Origin of the sequence: Sphingosinicella sp. BN140058, assembly GCF_004135585.1 — a bacterium.
Taxonomy (GTDB): Bacteria; Pseudomonadota; Alphaproteobacteria; order Sphingomonadales; family Sphingomonadaceae; genus Allosphingosinicella.
Window position 1 is genome coordinate 704,145 of the sequence record NZ_CP035501.1, and the last position, 16,091, is coordinate 720,235.

A 16,091-nucleotide genomic window follows, 5' to 3' on the forward strand; every position below is an offset into this window, starting at 1 on the left:
AGCAGAGGGACAATCATGAAGCTCGCAACACGGATTTCAGGAGGCCTAGGCGCGCTGGCGCTGAATGCCTTCCTGACGATGCCGGCCTGGGCGCAGGACGCCGCCGCACCTGCGGCACCAGCCGAACCCGCAGCGGCGTTCACGCCGACGGCCGACATGGTCAACAAGGGCGACACTGCCTGGATGCTGGTTTCGTCGGCACTGGTGCTGCTGATGTCGGTGCCGGCGCTCGCCTTGTTCTACGGCGGCCTGGTACGCGCCAAGAACATGCTTTCGGTGCTGATGCAGGTGCTGACGATCGTCGCCATTGCGTCCCTGGTCTGGGTCGGCTGGGGCTACAGCCTCGCCTTCACCAGCGGCAACCAATTCGTCGGCGGCCTCTCCAAGGCCTTCCTGGCAGGGGTCGACGGCACCACCCTCGCCGCCACCTTCTCCAATGGCGTCTACATCCCGGAGTTCGCCTTCGTCGTCTTCCAGATGACCTTCGCCTGCATCACGCCGGCCCTCATCGTCGGCGCCTTTGCGGAACGCGTGAAGTTCTGGCCCCTGATGCTGTTCGTGGTGATCTGGCTGACCGTCGTCTATTTCCCGATGGCCCACATGGTCTGGTACTGGGCCGGCCCGGACTTCCTCGCCGCGACCGTGGTCAAGGACGCTTCCGGCGCCATCGTCTCTCAGGATGCGGGTTATCTTTGGGGCATGGGTGCGCTCGATTTCGCCGGTGGCACCGTCGTCCACATCAACGCCGGCATTGCGGGCCTTGCCGGCTGCGTCGTGATCGGCAAGCGGCTCGGCTACAAGACCGAGGCGATGCCGCCCCACTCATTGGTGATGACGATGATTGGCGCTTCGCTGCTGTGGGTGGGCTGGTTCGGCTTCAACGCCGGCTCCAACCTGGAGGCCAACGGGGTCACTGCGGTTGCCTTCATCAACACTTTCGTCGCCACTGCGGCCGCGGCACTCGCCTGGGCGCTGATCGAGCAGATCGTCCACAAGAAGCCGTCCCTGCTCGGCGCCGCAACCGGCGCGGTCGCGGGCCTGGTCGCGATCACCCCGGCCTCGGGCTTCGGCGCACCGGGAACCTCGATCGTCCTCGGCGCGGTCGCCTCGATCATCTGCTTCTTCTTCGTCACGACGGTGAAGAACAAGCTCAAATATGACGATTCGCTCGACGTATTCGGCGTGCACTGCGTCGGCGGCATCGTCGGTGCGATCGGTACCGCCATCGTCGCCGATCCGGCGCTCGGCGGCCAAGGCTTCTTCGATTACACGGTGATGCCTGCCGTTGCCGGAACCTACGACATGGGCGCGCAGCTGATTACGCAGATCAAGGCGGTAGCCCTGACCCTGGTGTTCTCGGGCGGCGTGTCGCTGATCCTGTTCTACGCTCTCGACAAGACGATCGGGCTTCGCCCGCCCGCCGATTTCGAGCGCGAAGGCCTTGACATCAACGAGCATGGCGAACGCGCCTACAATCCGTAATCGTTAACCCCTGACCGCCTGCGAGCGGTTGCCGAAGCGCCCCCGGGACCCGTGTCCCGGGGGCGTTTTGGTTTGGCTTCAGCTTTCGCGGCGGGGGCGGCCGGATTGAAGAAGGCGCTGGCGCGAAGTGTTGCCGGGCACGGCGATATGCGTCGCCGGATCGAATTCCTTCCCGACGCCCGGGCTACCCTGCGGCACCCAGATTTCGATCATCGTCTCGCTATAGCCGCGCGGCAGATAACGGATCCAATAGCCGTCGGGGTGCTGGCTCCAGCGTCCCTCGGGAATATCAAGGCTGCCCGGTCCGATCGGCGCCATGCCGGCAAGCACCGCGGCACGCTCCAATTGGGCGAAGGTGGTGCCCGGCGTGGTCAGCATCCGCCGCAGATCGGCCTCGGCCTCCATGATCGTACGCAAAGGCTCGGGCACGCCGCCGATCGCGTTCTGGAGCGCCGGGCCGCTCAGGATGTCGAGCGCGGAGCGATTAAGCGAGGCAAGCTGGCGGGGCGTCAGCAGCCGCGCGGCCACGGTCTTCAGGTTGTTGCCGAGATCTTCGAACTTGGCGCGGGCGAGAATCGCCCACAGCAAGGCCTGAATATCGTGCTGGTCGATCTCCGGGTGGTTCACCGAATTGCGGGCAATGGTCATCACCGCGTCCTTGGCGCTGCCCTCGGGCGGCGCATAAAGATAGCCCTCGCCGCCCCCCGGGCCGTGGGTGCCTGCGTGCAGGCAATAGCTCTGCGCCGCCATCGCCCAATATCCCGGCTGAAGAACGAAGCCGCCATTGGGCGTACGCTGAAGCTCCGCCAGGCCGCGCTTCGGCTCGCGGGGAACGAAGCCGTCCCTGGAAGGATCGCCCCATTTCGCATCGGGCAGAGCGGTGGTGATCGGGCCCTTGCCCTTCAGCACCTTGCCAACGCCAAGCTCGCCGCCGAGGCGGCCGGCGACATCGCGAAGCGCGCCGAATTGGGCGGGTGCGGCGGCCGGGGTCAATGCGGTCACGAGAAAGAGCGCGGCAGCGGCCGCGCGGAACGACTTACGCAAATGCATGAGGTGGATACGCCCTTTTCTTTGTCCATGCGGAGGAAAGATGCGCAGCAACGCCCCCTTTGCCCCCGGAGCGGCGGTTAGCGGCCGCGGAACCGCGCGGCTACGGACAATACGGGGATTGACGGCTTTTCTACGCGGATCCGAAATCCCGGCAACGGGGTGGTTGCATCGGGCCACTGATTCGCATTAGCGCTTCCAAATGCCCGTCCCCGTGTTTGCTCCGCTGCTGGTTCTCGCCCAGGCGCCGGCCGATCTTCCTCCGCCGCTCCCGGACGGCGTCCGCGCGATCATCGAGGCGGCGATTGCAAGCGGCGACGCGAAGACGATCGAGACCGTGATCCGCCTCGCCCGCGAAACCCACCCTTTGGCCGGCGCGCAGATCGACGACATGCTCAAGGTCTGGCGCGTGCAGGTGGCCGCGGCCGAAGCGGCACGCAAGAAGGAGCGCGAGGAGGAACTCGCCGAAGCCGGCTTCTTCGACAATTGGAAAGGCCAGGTCGAGATCGGCGCGTCCCGATCGACCGGCCAGACCAGCTATGTCGGCTTCTACGGCTCGCTCGGCTTCAACAAGGAAGGCCTGCGCTGGCGCCACAAGATCGACGCCCGCGCCGAGGTCCAGGACGGGCGCAACGTCGTCAACACCGAGCGCTTCATCGCTTCGTGGCAGCCCAATTACAAATTCGGGCCGCGCCTGTATTCCTATGGGCTCGCGCAGTTCGAATCCGATGAAAATCAGGGTTATGACAGCCGCTACACGCTCGGCGGAGGGCTCGGCTACACGATCCTGACCGGCCCCAGAGCCAAGCTTGAATTCGAAGGCGGCCCGGCGCTGCGTCATGTTGCGCCCGTCGACCTGCCCTCAGAGACCAGTCTCGCCGCCCGCGCCTCGGTCAACTTTCGCTGGGCGATCGCGCCGACCCTGGAACTCAAGCAGACCAGCGCCTTCTATCTGGAGCAGGGTCAGAGCAGCGCCAATGCGCTGACCTCGCTCGACGCGAAACTGCTCGGGCCGCTGAAGGCCCGCTTCTCCTACGACGTCCGCTACGAGGATCGGGTCGGCACCGGCGGGAGCAATATCGATACGTTGAGCCGGGCCACCTTGGTCTACAGCTTCTGAGGTTCCGCGCGTCGGAGGAGGAGGCGAAAGCCGCTCGGCGTAATCCTCCGTTCACCGGCCGCGTCTACATTGCGTATGGGCGCCGAATTCCTATTTAGGGAACAACGTGCTTAATGCCGAGTGCGGTGGCCGGCGGCGGACCTGTTGGAGGGACACCGGCGACATCGCTTCGATGGGAGTATTCATGCCCGACAATCGTGACAACCGCAGCCCGGACAAGGACCCGCAAAATGGCGGCGGCAATCCCTGGATGAAGAGCCTCTTCATCTGGGCCGGTATTCTCCTCGCCCTGATCCTGTTCGTGCAGATCGTCGACGGCGGCAGCCGCGGCGCCGGCCCGAACGGCATGGCCTATTCCGAATTCCTGAACCGGGTCGACGAGGGCTCCGTCAAGGAGGTCGCGATCAGCAAGGACGTGATCTCGGGCAAGCTGACCAATGGCGAGACCTTCCGCGCCAACGCGGTGCCCGATCCCCAGCTGACGGCCCGTCTGCGCGAAAAGGGCGTCGCCTTCCAGGGCGAGCCTGAGCCGCAGACCAGCATCTGGCTGATCCTGCTCTATCAGGCGATGCCGTTCCTGCTGATCCTCGGCGTCGCCTTCTTCATCATGCGGCAGATGCAGAAGAATGCCGGATCCGGCGCGATGGGCTTCGGCCGCTCGAAGGCGAAATTGCTGACCGAGAAGCACGGACGTGTGACCTTCGACGACGTCGCGGGCATCGACGAAGCGCGCGAGGAGCTTCAGGAGATCGTCGATTTCCTCAAGGATCCGACCAAGTTCGCCCGTCTCGGCGGCAAGATCCCGAAGGGCGCCCTTCTCGTCGGCCCTCCGGGCACCGGCAAGACCCTCCTCGCCCGTGCCATCGCCGGCGAAGCCAACGTGCCTTTCTTCACTATCTCCGGGTCCGACTTCGTCGAGATGTTCGTCGGCGTCGGCGCCAGCCGCGTACGCGACATGTTCGAGCAGGCGAAGAAGAACGCGCCCTGCATCGTCTTCATCGACGAGATCGACGCGGTCGGCCGCCATCGCGGCGCCGGCCTCGGCAACGGCAATGACGAGCGCGAGCAGACGTTGAACCAGCTGCTCGTCGAGATGGACGGCTTCGAGGCGAATGAAGGCATCATCATCATCGCCGCGACCAACCGTCCGGACGTGCTCGATCCCGCTTTGCTCCGCCCGGGCCGTTTCGACCGCCAGGTCGTCGTGCCGCGGCCGGACATCGAGGGCCGCGAGAAGATCCTCGCGGTTCACATGAAGAAGGTGCCGCTGGCACCCGATGTCGATCCGCGCACGATCGCCCGCGGCACACCCGGTTTCTCGGGCGCCGATCTCGCCAACCTCGTCAACGAGGCGGCGCTGACCGCGGCGCGCAAGGGCAAGCGCCTGGTCGCGATGAAGGAGTTCGAGGAAGCCAAGGACAAGGTGATGATGGGCGCCGAGCGGAAGTCCATGGTCATGACCGAGGACGAGAAGAAGGCGACCGCCTATCATGAGGCCGGTCACGCCCTGGTCTCGCTCCATGTCCCCGGCTGCGACCCGCTCCACAAGGTCACCATCATCCCGCGCGGCCGCGCGCTGGGCGTCACCTGGAACCTGCCGGAGCGCGACCGCTACTCGATGTCGATGAAGCAGATGAAGGCACGCCTCGCGCTCTGCTTCGGCGGCCGCATCGCCGAGCAGCTCATCTACGGCGCCGACGAGCTCAACACCGGTGCCTCCAACGACATCCAGCAGGCCACCGACATGGCCCGATCGATGGTGATGGAATATGGCATGTCGGAAAAGCTCGGCTGGCTGCGCTACCGTGACAACCAGGAAGAGGTGTTTCTGGGGCATAGCGTCGCGCGCAGTCAGAGCGTGTCGGAAGAAACGGCCCGCCTGATCGACAGCGAGGTTCGCCGGCTGATCGAGGAAGCGGAAGCGACCGCGCGGACGGTTCTCACCGACAATATCGACGAGCTTCACCGTCTGGCCGGCGCCCTGCTCGAGTTCGAGACCCTGTCGGGCGAGGAATCGAAGCGGGCGATCCGCGGTGAGGATATCGGCCGCGAGGATTCGTCTTCGCGCCGGCCGAGCCTCCCGACCGCCGGCTCGTCGATCCCGAGCACGCGCAAGCCGCGGGGACCGTTCGGGGATCCTGCACCGCAAGGCGCCTGAGCCACCGAAAGCGCCTCGCTTTCAACACTTTTCACTGCATGATTGAGAACGGCCGGAGAGCAGACCTCTCCGGCCGTTCTTGCGTTCGGTTCACGAACGCCGTCGGTGGAGGGGACATGAAGACCAAGTTGATCGCGGCGGGCCTGCTCGCTGCACTGCCGGTTAGCGCGGCCAGTGCGATGAATGTCGCCGATTTCCTGCTCAAGGCGGATGCGCTCGAGAAGAAGGGAATGATGGCCCTGTTCTCGAGCGACCTGAAGCTGCTCAAGGGCGAGGTCGAAGTCGCCGGCAAGCAGCTGCGGTCGGAGCGTCTCGCCGCGCAGAAGGCCGGCCGCAAACCCGCTTACTGCCCCCCGGCCAAAGGGGGAATGTCTCCTCAGGAACTGGTTGCTCTGCTGCGCACAATTCCGCCGGCGCAACGCCCCCGGACGGAGCTGAAGGACGGCCTCAGGACCGTGTTCGCCCGCAAATATCCCTGCAGCTGATGGGATCGTGCGCGGCGGGAGGGCGCGCCTTCAGCCGAGCACGCCGAGCACCAGCAGCAGCGAGAAGAAGATCGTTCCGGCGACGAACGAGAAGATGAGCAGCATGATGGTGCGCCACAGCGCGCTGAACCCGCTGAGTGAATAGGCGCCCCGCAATTGCCGATACATGTGGAGCGGCGGCACGAACACCATTGCGATGCCGGCGATCGACTGCCCGACAGCAAGAGGGCGGATCAGCGTGAGCAGGATGAAGCCCAGGCTCATGAACGCAATGGAATATGTCACGAACACGACGTGGTCATAGGCATGGAAGGCCCGTCGGTAGCGCCGCTTGTGCAGAAAGAGCAGCCAGACGAACGGCACCGAGATCGGGATCAGCGCCCAGGAGAATTTGTACGCGTTGGACTGAAGCTTGTAGAGCAGGAGCGACGGATTCTTCTGCCACTTTTCGATCGCATGGTTGAGCCACGGAATGCCGGTGGGATCCTCATCCAGGGCATCGTTCACAGAGGCAACCGGTTCTGCCTCCCTGCGGGCACTCTCCTCCGGCGCCGCTGCAGCAGCGTCTCTCTTCTCCTCCTGATTGGCGAGACGGGTCTGAAGCTCGAACGCGTCCTGCTTTAGCTTCATTGCCATTCGCTGACCGGATATCTGCTCCTCGATCTCGGCGGTCGGGGTACCGGCTTTGCGGGCGGCGTTCAGTTCCCGCTCGAGATCCTTGAGCTTGGCCAGAGCCTGTGCCCTGTCCCGACGCTGATCGGCCGCAGCTTCGGCACGCGCCTCTGCGGAGGTTTCCGCGACGCCGCCGGTCGAGAATGGTCCGCCGAGCCAGCTTATGGCGGCGAACATCAGGAAGACCGAGAACAGGAAGAGCGCAATCGGCGAGACGAACTTTGCCCGCTCTCCGTCGATATAGCGGCGGGTGAGTTCGCCGGGCCGCCAGGCGAGCATCGGCAACGTCCGGAAGATCTTGCCTTCGAAGTGAAAGACGCCGTGCAGCAGATCGTGGCCGAAAGCCGCCATCGATCGGTGGACATGTCCGCTCTGCCCGCATTCGTAGCAGAAGTTGCCGACCAGCGGCGTCCTGCAATTCAGACAGAATTCGCCATGTCCGTGCGGCTCGCCGGCGCAGGGCTCGACCGTTCGCGCGGCCGCCAGCCCGGTCACCATCTCGCCTACGCCCTCTACCGCGCTGTCCATGTCTTTCCCCCTGTGCGGACGATGATGGCGGCAGGTACATGCTTCGTCGAGAGGCTTTGCGTGCCCTTGTCTGCGGACGACATTGCTGCGTTGCAGCCGGGCAACGCCGGCAGCGGAACCCAGGATCTTGCGACGGTGGTTCACCTCGCCCGCATCGGCATGCTATCGGCTCGCAGGTGATCAAGACAGGCCTGCTCGGCGGCTCCTTCAATCCTGCGCACCGCGGCCATCGGCGGATCAGCATGAACGCGGTCAAGGCGCTCGGGCTCGACGAAGTCTGGTGGTTGGTCTCGCCCGGCAATCCACTAAAGGACCGCAGCGGCATGGCACCGCTGCCGGTGCGCTACGCATCGGCGCTTCGCGCCTCGCGTGGGCTGCCGATCCGCACCACCGCGATCGAGCGCGAGCTCGGCACGCCTTATACCTACGATACGTTGCTGGCGCTGACCCGGCGCTATCCGAAGCGCCGGTTCATCTGGCTGATGGGAGCGGATAATCTCGTCCAGTTCCACCGCTGGAAGCATTGGCGCGAAATCGCCCGGCTCGTGCCGATTGCCGTCGTCGCGCGTCCGGGCTATGATGGACCTGCCCGGGCGGCTCGCGCCATGGGCTGGTTGCGTCGCTCCGTCCGGCCCGCAACCGAAGCCAGGGACTGGACAGGCTGGAGACCGCCGGCACTCGTGCTTCTGCAACTGCCGCTCGATCCGACTTCCGCCACCGGCATTCGCGCCGCTACTCCACACTGGCACCTATCGTCCCTATATTCGTTGAAACCCATGGCCCTGCGCGACGGCGTGACTCGCAGGCCGATCCGTTAAGGAGGCACATTGCCCGAATCCGACACGGCTCCCCCTCGCGGCGGAGCAACTGAACCGGTCGAAGCCCTGCACGATCTCGTGCTTCGATCCCTTGACGACGACCAGGCGCAGGACGTCGTCACCATCCCCTTGGGCGGGAAATCGAGCATCGCCGATCACATGGTGATCGCGTCCGGCCGCTCGACCCGTCAAGTCGCCTCGATGGCGCAGAAGCTCCAGCAGCGGATCAAGGAAGATCTCGGCCGAACCGTCCGCGTCGAAGGTCTGCCTGTGGCCGACTGGGTTCTGATCGATGCCGATGACGTGATCGTCCATCTGTTCCGCCCCGAGGTACGCAGCTTCTACAATCTCGAGCGCATGTGGGCGTTCGAAGAAACCGCCCCGGCGGCTAACGCGGCCCGCTGACCACGGCTGACGAGCGCCCGTCTGCAGCTGCCGTGACGATCAGCATGCGGCATGCGCGGCTTTCACCCAAAGGTGATCGCCGCTAGGCCGGTCGGATGCTGCTTCACATCGTCGCCCGCGGAAAGATCGGCCGCAGCCCCGAGGGCGCGCTGGTCGATCGCTATCTGAAGCGGATCGCCTGGCCGACCAAGCTGACCGAGCTGCCGGAGACGGGCGGCAAGCTGCCCCCGGCTGCCGATCACATGGTCACCATCCTTCTCGACGAGAAAGGCGAGCAGCTCGGCTCGCTGGCCTTCGCCAAGCGCCTCGAACAATGGCGCGACAACGGCAAGCGCGAGGCCCGCTTCCTGATCGGCGGCGCCGACGGCTTCGGGGATGCCGAGCGCGCCGGGGCGGACCTGCTCTTTGCATTCGGCAAGGCGACCTGGCCGCACCTCCTGGCGCGCGCCATGCTCGCCGAACAATTGTTTCGCGCCACCGCAATCCTTGCCAATCATCCTTATCACCGCGAAGGATGACGCGATGCGCCGGCGCTTTCTCTCCTCGTTGCTGATCGCCGCCGCGCTTGCCGGCGGCGGCTGGGCAGCAGCGCAGACCGGCGGCACGGCCGGTACCGGCAGTCTCGCCGCAGCCAAGGCGGAAGCGGAGCAGGCGCGGCGTCGCTCGGAGCTGCTCGAGCGGCAGGCGGCGCGCGCGACCGGAGAAGCCGCCAAGGCGCGCGCCGAGGCCGCGGCGCTTGCGGCCCGGATCGAGGCCGCGGAAGCCGACATCACGGCCGGCGAAACCCGTATCCGGCTGATCGAAGCCTTGCGCCGGGCACAGCGCGCACGGCTTGCCGAAAAGCAGGCGCCGCTGATCCGCCTCACCGCCGCGCTCCAGACGATGGCCCGGCGGCCCTCGGCACTGGCGCTGGTCCAGCCGGGATCGGTCAACGATCTCATCCGGGTGCGCTCGCTGCTCGCCTCCACCCTGCCCGTCATTCGCCGGCGCACCGCGGAGCTTCGGACCGAGGTGGAGCGCGGCAATGCGCTCCGGCGGCAGGCGAACACCGCCGTCGCGGCCCTGGCTGCCAGCCGCGAGGATCTGAAGCGGCGCCGGATCGCGCTGGCCCGTCTCGAGCAGAGCGAGCGCGCACGCTCGGAGAGCCTGCGGGCCTCGGCGCTGACCGAATCCGATCGTGCCCTCGCCTTTGGCGAGGAGGCGCGCGATCTCGCGGCCTTGGCAGGAACCCGCCAGTTCCAGGCCGAGCTTCGCCAGCGGCTCGCCCAGCTGCCCGGCCCGATTCTCCGCCCGATCGGCAGCCCGCGCGCGCCGACGCCCGCGGCGCCGGCCTACATCCTGCCCGTGCAGGGCCGCGTGGTCACCGGCCTGGGCGAGATATCGGACGCCGGCGTTCACGCCCGCGGGCTGACGATCGCCACCGCAGCCTCGGCCGAAGTCATAGCCCCCGCTCGCGGACGGGTCGCCTATGCCGGACCCTTTCGCGGCTATGGATCGATCGTGATCCTCGACCATGGGGGAGGCTGGACTACCACTCTCACCAATCTCGCCTCGGTGGCGGTGCGGCGCGGCGACACGATCGGCGCTGGTTCCGGGATCGGCCGCGCAAGCAATCGCGACCCGCAGATCGGAATCGAACTCCGCCGCAATGGTGCCCCCTTCCCGATCGCTCAGCTGATCACCATCTCGTGAGACGGGGAGCGCTTCCGCGCGTGCAGGCGTGCGGAGGGATGAAGGCGCTGTTCGTTCACGTGCCGTTGCTTTTCCGGCGCTACAAAAACCGGTAAAGCAGCGACCAATCGGAATTGCCCTGATTCCTGGTTTCGGCGGACGCGCGACGGCGCTGCCACCTGATCGGTCCGGGGTCATCAGCAGGATTCATCATGGCCAGCAATCTCTTCCGCGCCTTCGGCCTCGTCAGCGCCATCGCCATCATCCCCGCCGCGACCGCGGCCTTCGCCTCGGCCGAGGCGGACAGCATGCGCGAATTCGACGAGTTCATGAGCGTCTTCAACCGCGTTCGGGCCGATTATGTCGAGAAGGTCGACGACAAGACGCTGCTGCGCGGCGCGATCGACGGGATGCTCGCCAGCCTCGATCCGCACAGCTCCTACCTGGATCAAAAGGGCTACCAGTCGCTGATGACGACCACCGAGGGCGAGTATGGCGGCCTCGGCCTCAACGTCACGCTGGAGGACGGCGTCGTCAAGATCGTTGCCCCGATCGAGGATTCGCCGGGCTTCAAGGCCGGTCTGAAGGCGGGCGACTATATCACCCATCTGAACGGCAAGCTGATCTATGGCGGCGCGCTGGACGAAGCGGTTGACCAGATGCGCGGAGCGCCGGGCACCACGATCAAGATCACCATCCTGCGCCCCGGCCGAGACAAGCCGTTCGACGTCACCCTCACCCGCGCCAAGATCGAGCTTCCCGCGGTCAAATGGGAAGTGAAGGACCGGGTCGGGATCATCAACGTCAACACGTTCAGCCGCACGACCACGACGGAGACGCTCGCGGCGATCGCAGCGATCGACAAGTCGCTCGGCGGGCCGCCGACGGGTTACATCGTCGATCTTCGATCCAATCCGGGCGGCCTGCTCGATCAGGCGGTCGGATTGTCCGACGTGTTCCTGGAGCGCGGCGAAGTGGTTTCGCAGCGTGGGCGCCAGAAGAACGACATCGAGCGTTATTATGCGGAGCCGGGCGATGCCACACGCGGCCGGCCGATCGTGGTGCTGGTCGATTCCGGCAGCGCGTCCGCGGCCGAGATCGTTGCGGCGGCGCTTCAGGACCATCATCGCGCGATCGTGATGGGCGAGCGCAGCTTCGGCAAGGGCTCGGTGCAGACCCTGCTTCCGCTCAGCAAGGACACCGCGCTTCGGCTGACGACGGCGCGCTATTACACCCCATCGGGGCGATCGGTGCAGGAGGGCGGCATCGTTCCGGACATCGAAGTGCCGCAGCTCTCCGATCCCGACTACAAGTCCCGTCCGCGCCTGCGCGAGGCGGATCTGCGGCGCCACCTGATCAACGAAGTGAAGGTCGATGAAAGCGTCGTCCAGGATGACGGCAAGCCGGATCCGCGCTTCAGCGCAACGCCGGAGGAGCTGAAGAAGAAGGGCATCGACGACTTCCAGCTCCATTATGCGGTGCAGACGATCGCGCGTCTTGCGGGGCCGCGCACCGCCACGGCATCCGCCGCGGGAGCGGCGCCGAAGGGCGGCACGCGTTGATCGGAGCCGCCGAGGGCAAGGGCCGGTGACGAATCTCGTTCGGGCGAAGCTGCTTGCCGTCCTGGTTCCCGCTGCGCTGCTCGCCGGCGCCTACGGCTCGGAGATCTGGGGCGGGCTATACCCCTGCGAGATGTGCTGGTGGCAGCGTTACGCCCATTTCGCCGCCCTGGCCCTGGCGGTGCTCGCCTGGGCCGGCGGGCGCTTGCCCGATGGCGGGAGGGCTCTCGTTGGGCTCGCCGCCCTCGCCATCCTGACCAGCGGCGGCATCGGCGCCTATCATGCCGGGGTGGAGGCGGGCGTGTTCGAGGGCTTCACCCAGTGCACGTCGTCCGGCGGCGGCGGGTCTCCCGCCGACATGCTGAAGAGCATCCTGGAGGCGCCGCTGATCCGCTGCGATCAGGTGCAGTTCGAATTCCTCGGCATCTCGATGGCGGGGTGGAACGCGATCCTGTCGATCGGGTTCGGCTTAGTGATATTGTGGCTGAGCTTCACCAGGGCTCGGAGGAGCGCATGAGCGACACGCAGACAAGCGCCGACGTCACGATCGCGTTGCGGCCGAAATGGCGGCCGGGTGACAAGCGGCCCGACATCGACTCGATGATCCGGGTCGATCAGGCCGGAGAATATGGCGCAACTCGAATCTATGCCGGCCAGCTCGCCGTGCTCGGCCCCCATCCCGCTGCCCGCGCGATTGCGCGCATGGAGAGCCAGGAGCGGCACCATCTGCGCACGTTCGACGACATGATGATCGAGCGGGGCGTCCGGCCGACCCTGATCCAGCCGTTCTGGAACGTCGCGGGCCACGCGCTCGGCGCCGTCACCGCTTTTCTGGGCCCGAGCGCCGCGATGGCGTGCACCGCTGCCGTCGAAACGGAGATCGACAAACATTATGAGGACCAGGTGCGCAGCCTGGGCGTCGACGAGCCGGATCTGTCCGCAACCATCCGCACGTTCCAGGCCGAAGAGCTCGAGCATCGCGACACCGCGCTTGCCGCCGGTGCCGAAGACACGTTCGGCTACCCGGTCCTCTCCACTCTGATCCGCGCCGGCTGCCGCGTCGCGATCGCGCTTTCGAAAAGGATCTGACATGAAGCTTCTCCTTGCCGCCGCCGCCCTCACCGCCCTTGCGGCGCCTGCCGCCGCGCAGACGCAAGCCGCCCCGCCCGCAGCGGGAAGCGAGCGCATCAATCAGCTCATCGTCTATGGCGACGATCCCTGCCCGCAGAGCTCGGAGGAGCAGATCAACGTCTGCGCCCGCAAGCCCGAAAGCGAGCGCTATCGCATTCCCGAGGCGCTGCGCGGCGATCCCAACGATCCCGCCAATCAGGCCTGGGCGAGCAAGGCGACCGAACTGCAATATGTCGGCCGCTCCGGCATCGGCAGCTGCTCGACGGTCGGTCCCGGCGGCATGATCGGCTGCTTCAACGACATCGTCCGCCAGGCCCGGGCCGAGCGTGCCGGCCGGGACGAGGTCAATTGGAACCGGCTGATCGAGGAGGCTCGCCAGGAACGGCTTGGGCGGATCGACGCCGAAGCGGCGGCTGTGGAAGCGGAACAGAACCCGCCCAAGTAGGGCCGGCACGCCGGAACAAAGCACCGGACCGAGCCTTCTGTTCGCAAGACTTGAACAGGAGGCCATCATGAAAGCCGCCCTTGCGACATTGGTCATCGCCGGCTCCACCTTGCTTTCCGCCGCGCCGGCGACGGCGCAAACCGCACCTTCGACGGCGGAGCGGATCCGCCGCGTGGTCGTCTACGGCAACGAGCGCTGTCCGCGCGGCAGCGACGGCGAAGTGGTGATCTGCGCGCGCCGCCCGAGCGGCGAGCGTTATCGCATACCGGAACAGTTCCGCGACGACGCCACCGCCGACGATCCGGCCAGCACGAGCTGGGCTGCCCAGGCCGAGAGCCTGGAATTCCTTGGGCGCACCGGCATTCAAAGCTGCTCGACGGTCGGCCCCGGCGGGGCGAGCGGCTGTCAGATGCAGCTGATCAACAGCGCGCGCGCAGAGCGTCAGGCCGGAACCGCACAGCCGCGCTAACCTGCGCTCATCCCTTCTCGGCAGCGATCCAGGCATCGACTTGCGCCTCAAGGACGTCGAGCGGGACCGATCCCTGCAGCAGAACGGCATCGTGGAAGCGCCGCAGATCGAATTTCGGGCCGAGCGCGGTCTCGGCCCGCTTGCGCAGCTCGCGGATCTTGAGCTCGCCGATCTTGTAGCCGAGCGCCTGTCCCGGCCAGCTGATGTAGCGATTGACCTCCGCATCGATGTTCGCAGCGGAGAGCGCCGTATTCTCGCGCATGTAGGCGACCGCCCGTGCCTTGTCCCAGCCCTTGGCGTGAATGCCGGTATCGACCACCAGGCGCGCGGCCCGCCACGCCTGGTAGGAGAGCTGGCCCATCTTCCTGGCGGGCGTGTCGTAGAGACCCATCTCCTCGCCGAGGCTCTCCGCATACAGCCCCCAACCCTCGGTGAAGGCGGTGAAGAAGGTGAAGTGGCGCCGGAAGGGCGGCAGATCGATCTCCTGCTGGAGCGCGATCTGGTGGTGATGGCCGGGCACGGCTTCGTGGAGCGTCAGCGCCGGTATTTCCCAAAACGGGCGTTGATCAAGCTTCGAGGTGTTGACGTAATAGGTGCCGGCGAGGCCGCTCTCCGGAGCGCCCTGGCCGTAATAAGCGGTGGTCGTGCCTTCCGCGGTTTCCGGCGGGATCTCGCGAATGCCGTAAGGGAGGCGTGGCAGCGTCCGGAACAAGCCCGGCATCTTGCCGTCGATCGTCTTTGCGACACGGGCACTCGCCCGGAGCAGCTCTTCCGGGCTTTTGGCATAATGCGCGGGATTCGTGCGAAGGTCCTCGATGAACGCAGCCCTTGAAGCGAAACCGGCTTCCTTCGCGACTTTCTCCATCTCGGCGTTGATGCGTGCCGATTCGCGGAGGCCGATCGCATGAATCTGGTCCGGCGTCAGGCTGGTGGTCGTCTCCTGCCGCACCCGGAACGCATAATAGTCCCGGCCGCCGGGCTGCGCCGAGATGCTGTCGGACTTGGCACATTTGGGCGCGTAACTGGCCCGGTAGAAAGCGGCGTGCTTCGCATAAGCTGGGTTGAGAACGTCGCGGATGACACGCTGCGCGCGACTCTGCAGCGCCTGCCACTCGGCCTCGCTTGCATCGGCGGGGCGCGCGCCCGCAAACGGCTCGTAGAAGCGCGACTGGGCCGGATCCTCCGCAATCACCCCGGTGATCGACTTCTCGGAGTTGCCGAGCACCGAGCAGGGCAACACGTAGCCGCCGCGCACCGCCTGCGCCGTGATCTTCAGCGCTTCGTCGTTCATCGCCGGATAGAGTTCGAGGCGCTTCAGGTAGCTTTCGTAATCGGCCTTGGTGCGGAACGGCAGCCCGCTGGCGAGACCGGCGAAGTTCTGATGCCAGCCGGCATAGGTGGTGAACAGCATCTGTCGCTGTCCGAACCGGTTCGCTTCGATGCTTTCGGCAAGCGCGCGTCTCAGGATTGCGCGGCTGGTGCGCTCGCCGGGCGTCAGGCCGGCCTCCCCGATCGCGTCGAGCCGCTTGAGGAAAACCTGCGCCTCGGCCGCGCGGCGATCCGCGGCCGCGAGGCTGAGATCTTCGATCCTGTCGTCGTAATCGCGGACGCCGAGCGACGTCGCATAAGTCGGGCTCTCGCGCAGCAGCCAGGCATAATGATCATCGAGCAACTGGCGGAAGTCATCGGACGGCGTAGCCGCGACCGGGGCCGCCGAAGCCAGGGCTGCGGCAAGGAAGAGTGCGGCGAAACGAGGCATTCAGTGTCTCCGGCCAGTGCGCGTTCGCACTTCTAGCCAGATGCCCACGGCTTGCGGAAGCGAAACGTTCCGGCGGATCGCCCGTTGCCTTCCCGCACCATCATGGGAGACAGCAAGATGAGCGACAACGTCTACAAGATCGTCGAAATCGTCGGCAGCTCGCCGACCGGGATCGAGGACGCGATCGAGAAGGCGATCGCGCGCGCGGCATCGACCTTGCGCGACATTCGCTGGTTCGAGGTCAAGGAGACTCGCGGCCATGTCGAAGACGGCCGCGTCGCCCATTATCAGGTGACGCTGCGGATCGGCTTCACCCTGGACGACGGCTGATCGCGAAGGCGG

General features: G+C 66.2%; 17 protein-coding genes. 14 read left to right on the forward strand and 3 right to left on the reverse strand.

Annotation, left to right across the window (positions count from 1 at the left end):
- The first annotated feature begins 15 nt into the window (after window positions 1-15).
- Complete coding sequence (locus ETR14_RS03210) at window positions 16-1,482, forward strand: ammonium transporter (RefSeq protein ID WP_129383335.1); 1,467 nt, start codon at window positions 16-18, stop codon at window positions 1,480-1,482.
- Between the two features lie 78 nt (window positions 1,483-1,560).
- On the opposite strand, the gene ETR14_RS03215 is transcribed toward ETR14_RS03210, so the two are convergent.
- On the reverse strand, window positions 1,561-2,526 hold the full coding sequence (locus ETR14_RS03215; RefSeq protein WP_129383336.1) for a hypothetical protein: 966 nt from the start codon (window positions 2,524-2,526) through the stop codon (window positions 1,561-1,563).
- 205 nt (window positions 2,527-2,731) lie between these two features.
- Between ETR14_RS03215 and ETR14_RS03220 the strand changes: the two genes are divergently transcribed.
- The 3 genes from ETR14_RS03220 (at window position 2,732) to ETR14_RS03230 (ending at window position 6,292) form a co-directional block, all read left to right on the forward strand.
- On the forward strand, window positions 2,732-3,649 hold the full coding sequence (locus ETR14_RS03220; protein WP_129383337.1) for a YdiY family protein: 918 nt from the start codon (window positions 2,732-2,734) through the stop codon (window positions 3,647-3,649).
- 184 nt (window positions 3,650-3,833) lie between these two features.
- Complete coding sequence (gene ftsH, locus ETR14_RS03225) at window positions 3,834-5,807, forward strand: ATP-dependent zinc metalloprotease FtsH (RefSeq protein WP_129383338.1); 1,974 nt, start codon at window positions 3,834-3,836, stop codon at window positions 5,805-5,807.
- A 116-nt stretch (window positions 5,808-5,923) separates the two neighbouring features.
- The gene (locus tag ETR14_RS03230; protein WP_206185954.1) at window positions 5,924-6,292 is read left to right on the forward strand and encodes a hypothetical protein; all 369 of its coding nucleotides are present in this window, start codon (window positions 5,924-5,926) and stop codon (window positions 6,290-6,292) included.
- Window positions 6,293-6,322: 30 nt separating this feature from the next.
- Here the strand turns inward: ETR14_RS03230 and ETR14_RS03235 are convergent, their stop codons facing one another.
- The gene (locus ETR14_RS03235) at window positions 6,323-7,492 is read right to left on the reverse strand and encodes a DUF3667 domain-containing protein (protein ID WP_129383339.1); all 1,170 of its coding nucleotides are present in this window, start codon (window positions 7,490-7,492) and stop codon (window positions 6,323-6,325) included.
- Window positions 7,493-7,668: 176 nt separating this feature from the next.
- Here ETR14_RS03235 and ETR14_RS03240 point away from each other — a divergent pair, with 176 nt between their 5' ends.
- The 9 genes from ETR14_RS03240 to ETR14_RS03280 all read left to right on the forward strand — a co-directional run bounded on the left by ETR14_RS03240 (window position 7,669) and on the right by ETR14_RS03280 (window position 13,990).
- Window positions 7,669-8,310, forward strand: coding sequence for a nicotinate-nucleotide adenylyltransferase (locus tag ETR14_RS03240; protein WP_129383340.1), 642 nt, complete (start codon window positions 7,669-7,671; stop codon window positions 8,308-8,310).
- 9 nt (window positions 8,311-8,319) lie between these two features.
- A complete protein-coding gene (gene rsfS / locus ETR14_RS03245; RefSeq protein WP_129383341.1) occupies window positions 8,320-8,715 on the forward strand; it encodes a ribosome silencing factor in 396 nt (131 codons plus the stop codon).
- A 95-nt stretch (window positions 8,716-8,810) separates the two neighbouring features.
- Window positions 8,811-9,233, forward strand: a complete 423-nt coding sequence (locus ETR14_RS03250) for a 23S rRNA (pseudouridine(1915)-N(3))-methyltransferase RlmH (RefSeq protein WP_129383342.1) — start codon at window positions 8,811-8,813, stop codon at window positions 9,231-9,233.
- Window positions 9,234-9,237: 4 nt separating this feature from the next.
- Window positions 9,238-10,407: a murein hydrolase activator EnvC gene (locus ETR14_RS03255; protein WP_129383343.1), complete on the forward strand. Its 1,170-nt coding sequence runs from the start codon at window positions 9,238-9,240 to the stop codon at window positions 10,405-10,407.
- Window positions 10,408-10,598: 191 nt separating this feature from the next.
- Window positions 10,599-11,948: a S41 family peptidase gene (locus ETR14_RS03260; RefSeq protein ID WP_129383344.1), complete on the forward strand. Its 1,350-nt coding sequence runs from the start codon at window positions 10,599-10,601 to the stop codon at window positions 11,946-11,948.
- Between the two features lie 25 nt (window positions 11,949-11,973).
- A complete protein-coding gene (locus tag ETR14_RS03265; protein ID WP_206185955.1) occupies window positions 11,974-12,462 on the forward strand; it encodes a disulfide bond formation protein B in 489 nt (162 codons plus the stop codon).
- On the forward strand, window positions 12,459-13,034 hold the full coding sequence (locus tag ETR14_RS03270; protein ID WP_129383346.1) for a demethoxyubiquinone hydroxylase family protein: 576 nt from the start codon (window positions 12,459-12,461) through the stop codon (window positions 13,032-13,034). The genes ETR14_RS03265 and ETR14_RS03270 overlap by 4 nt, the downstream gene beginning before the upstream one ends.
- 1 nt (window position 13,035) lies before the next feature.
- Entirely contained in the window at window positions 13,036-13,521 is a 486-nt protein-coding gene (locus ETR14_RS03275) for a hypothetical protein (protein WP_129383347.1), read from the forward strand.
- Between the two features lie 67 nt (window positions 13,522-13,588).
- On the forward strand, window positions 13,589-13,990 hold the full coding sequence (locus tag ETR14_RS03280) for a hypothetical protein (RefSeq protein ID WP_129383348.1): 402 nt from the start codon (window positions 13,589-13,591) through the stop codon (window positions 13,988-13,990).
- A 7-nt stretch (window positions 13,991-13,997) separates the two neighbouring features.
- On the opposite strand, the gene ETR14_RS03285 is transcribed toward ETR14_RS03280, so the two are convergent.
- Complete coding sequence (locus tag ETR14_RS03285; protein WP_129383349.1) at window positions 13,998-15,749, reverse strand: DUF885 family protein; 1,752 nt, start codon at window positions 15,747-15,749, stop codon at window positions 13,998-14,000.
- Window positions 15,750-15,866: 117 nt separating this feature from the next.
- On the opposite strand from ETR14_RS03285, the gene ETR14_RS03290 reads away from it, so the two are divergent.
- Entirely contained in the window at window positions 15,867-16,079 is a 213-nt protein-coding gene (locus ETR14_RS03290; RefSeq protein ID WP_206185956.1) for a dodecin, read from the forward strand.
- Window positions 16,080-16,091: the final 12 nt, after the last annotated feature.

What these genes read in the sequence shown, in the direction of transcription:
- ETR14_RS03280 (WP_129383348.1), top strand. Translation starts at nt 13,589, where the DNA reads ATGAAAGCCGCCCTTGCGACATTGGTCATCGCCGGCTCCACCTTGCTT.
- ETR14_RS03275 (WP_129383347.1), top strand. Translation starts at nt 13,036, where the DNA reads ATGAAGCTTCTCCTTGCCGCCGCCGCCCTCACCGCCCTTGCGGCGCCT.
- ETR14_RS03285 (WP_129383349.1), bottom strand. Translation starts at nt 15,749, where the DNA reads ATGCCTCGTTTCGCCGCACTCTTCCTTGCCGCAGCCCTGGCTTCGGCG.
- ETR14_RS03250 (WP_129383342.1), top strand. Translation starts at nt 8,811, where the DNA reads ATGCTGCTTCACATCGTCGCCCGCGGAAAGATCGGCCGCAGCCCCGAG.
- ETR14_RS03235 (WP_129383339.1), bottom strand. Translation starts at nt 7,492, where the DNA reads ATGGACAGCGCGGTAGAGGGCGTAGGCGAGATGGTGACCGGGCTGGCG.
- ETR14_RS03255 (WP_129383343.1), top strand. Translation starts at nt 9,238, where the DNA reads ATGCGCCGGCGCTTTCTCTCCTCGTTGCTGATCGCCGCCGCGCTTGCC.
- ETR14_RS03230 (WP_206185954.1), top strand. Translation starts at nt 5,924, where the DNA reads ATGAAGACCAAGTTGATCGCGGCGGGCCTGCTCGCTGCACTGCCGGTT.
- ftsH (WP_129383338.1), top strand. Translation starts at nt 3,834, where the DNA reads ATGCCCGACAATCGTGACAACCGCAGCCCGGACAAGGACCCGCAAAAT.
- ETR14_RS03210 (WP_129383335.1), top strand. Translation starts at nt 16, where the DNA reads ATGAAGCTCGCAACACGGATTTCAGGAGGCCTAGGCGCGCTGGCGCTG.
- ETR14_RS03290 (WP_206185956.1), top strand. Translation starts at nt 15,867, where the DNA reads ATGAGCGACAACGTCTACAAGATCGTCGAAATCGTCGGCAGCTCGCCG.
- ETR14_RS03220 (WP_129383337.1), top strand. Translation starts at nt 2,732, where the DNA reads ATGCCCGTCCCCGTGTTTGCTCCGCTGCTGGTTCTCGCCCAGGCGCCG.
- ETR14_RS03270 (WP_129383346.1), top strand. Translation starts at nt 12,459, where the DNA reads ATGAGCGACACGCAGACAAGCGCCGACGTCACGATCGCGTTGCGGCCG.
- ETR14_RS03260 (WP_129383344.1), top strand. Translation starts at nt 10,599, where the DNA reads ATGGCCAGCAATCTCTTCCGCGCCTTCGGCCTCGTCAGCGCCATCGCC.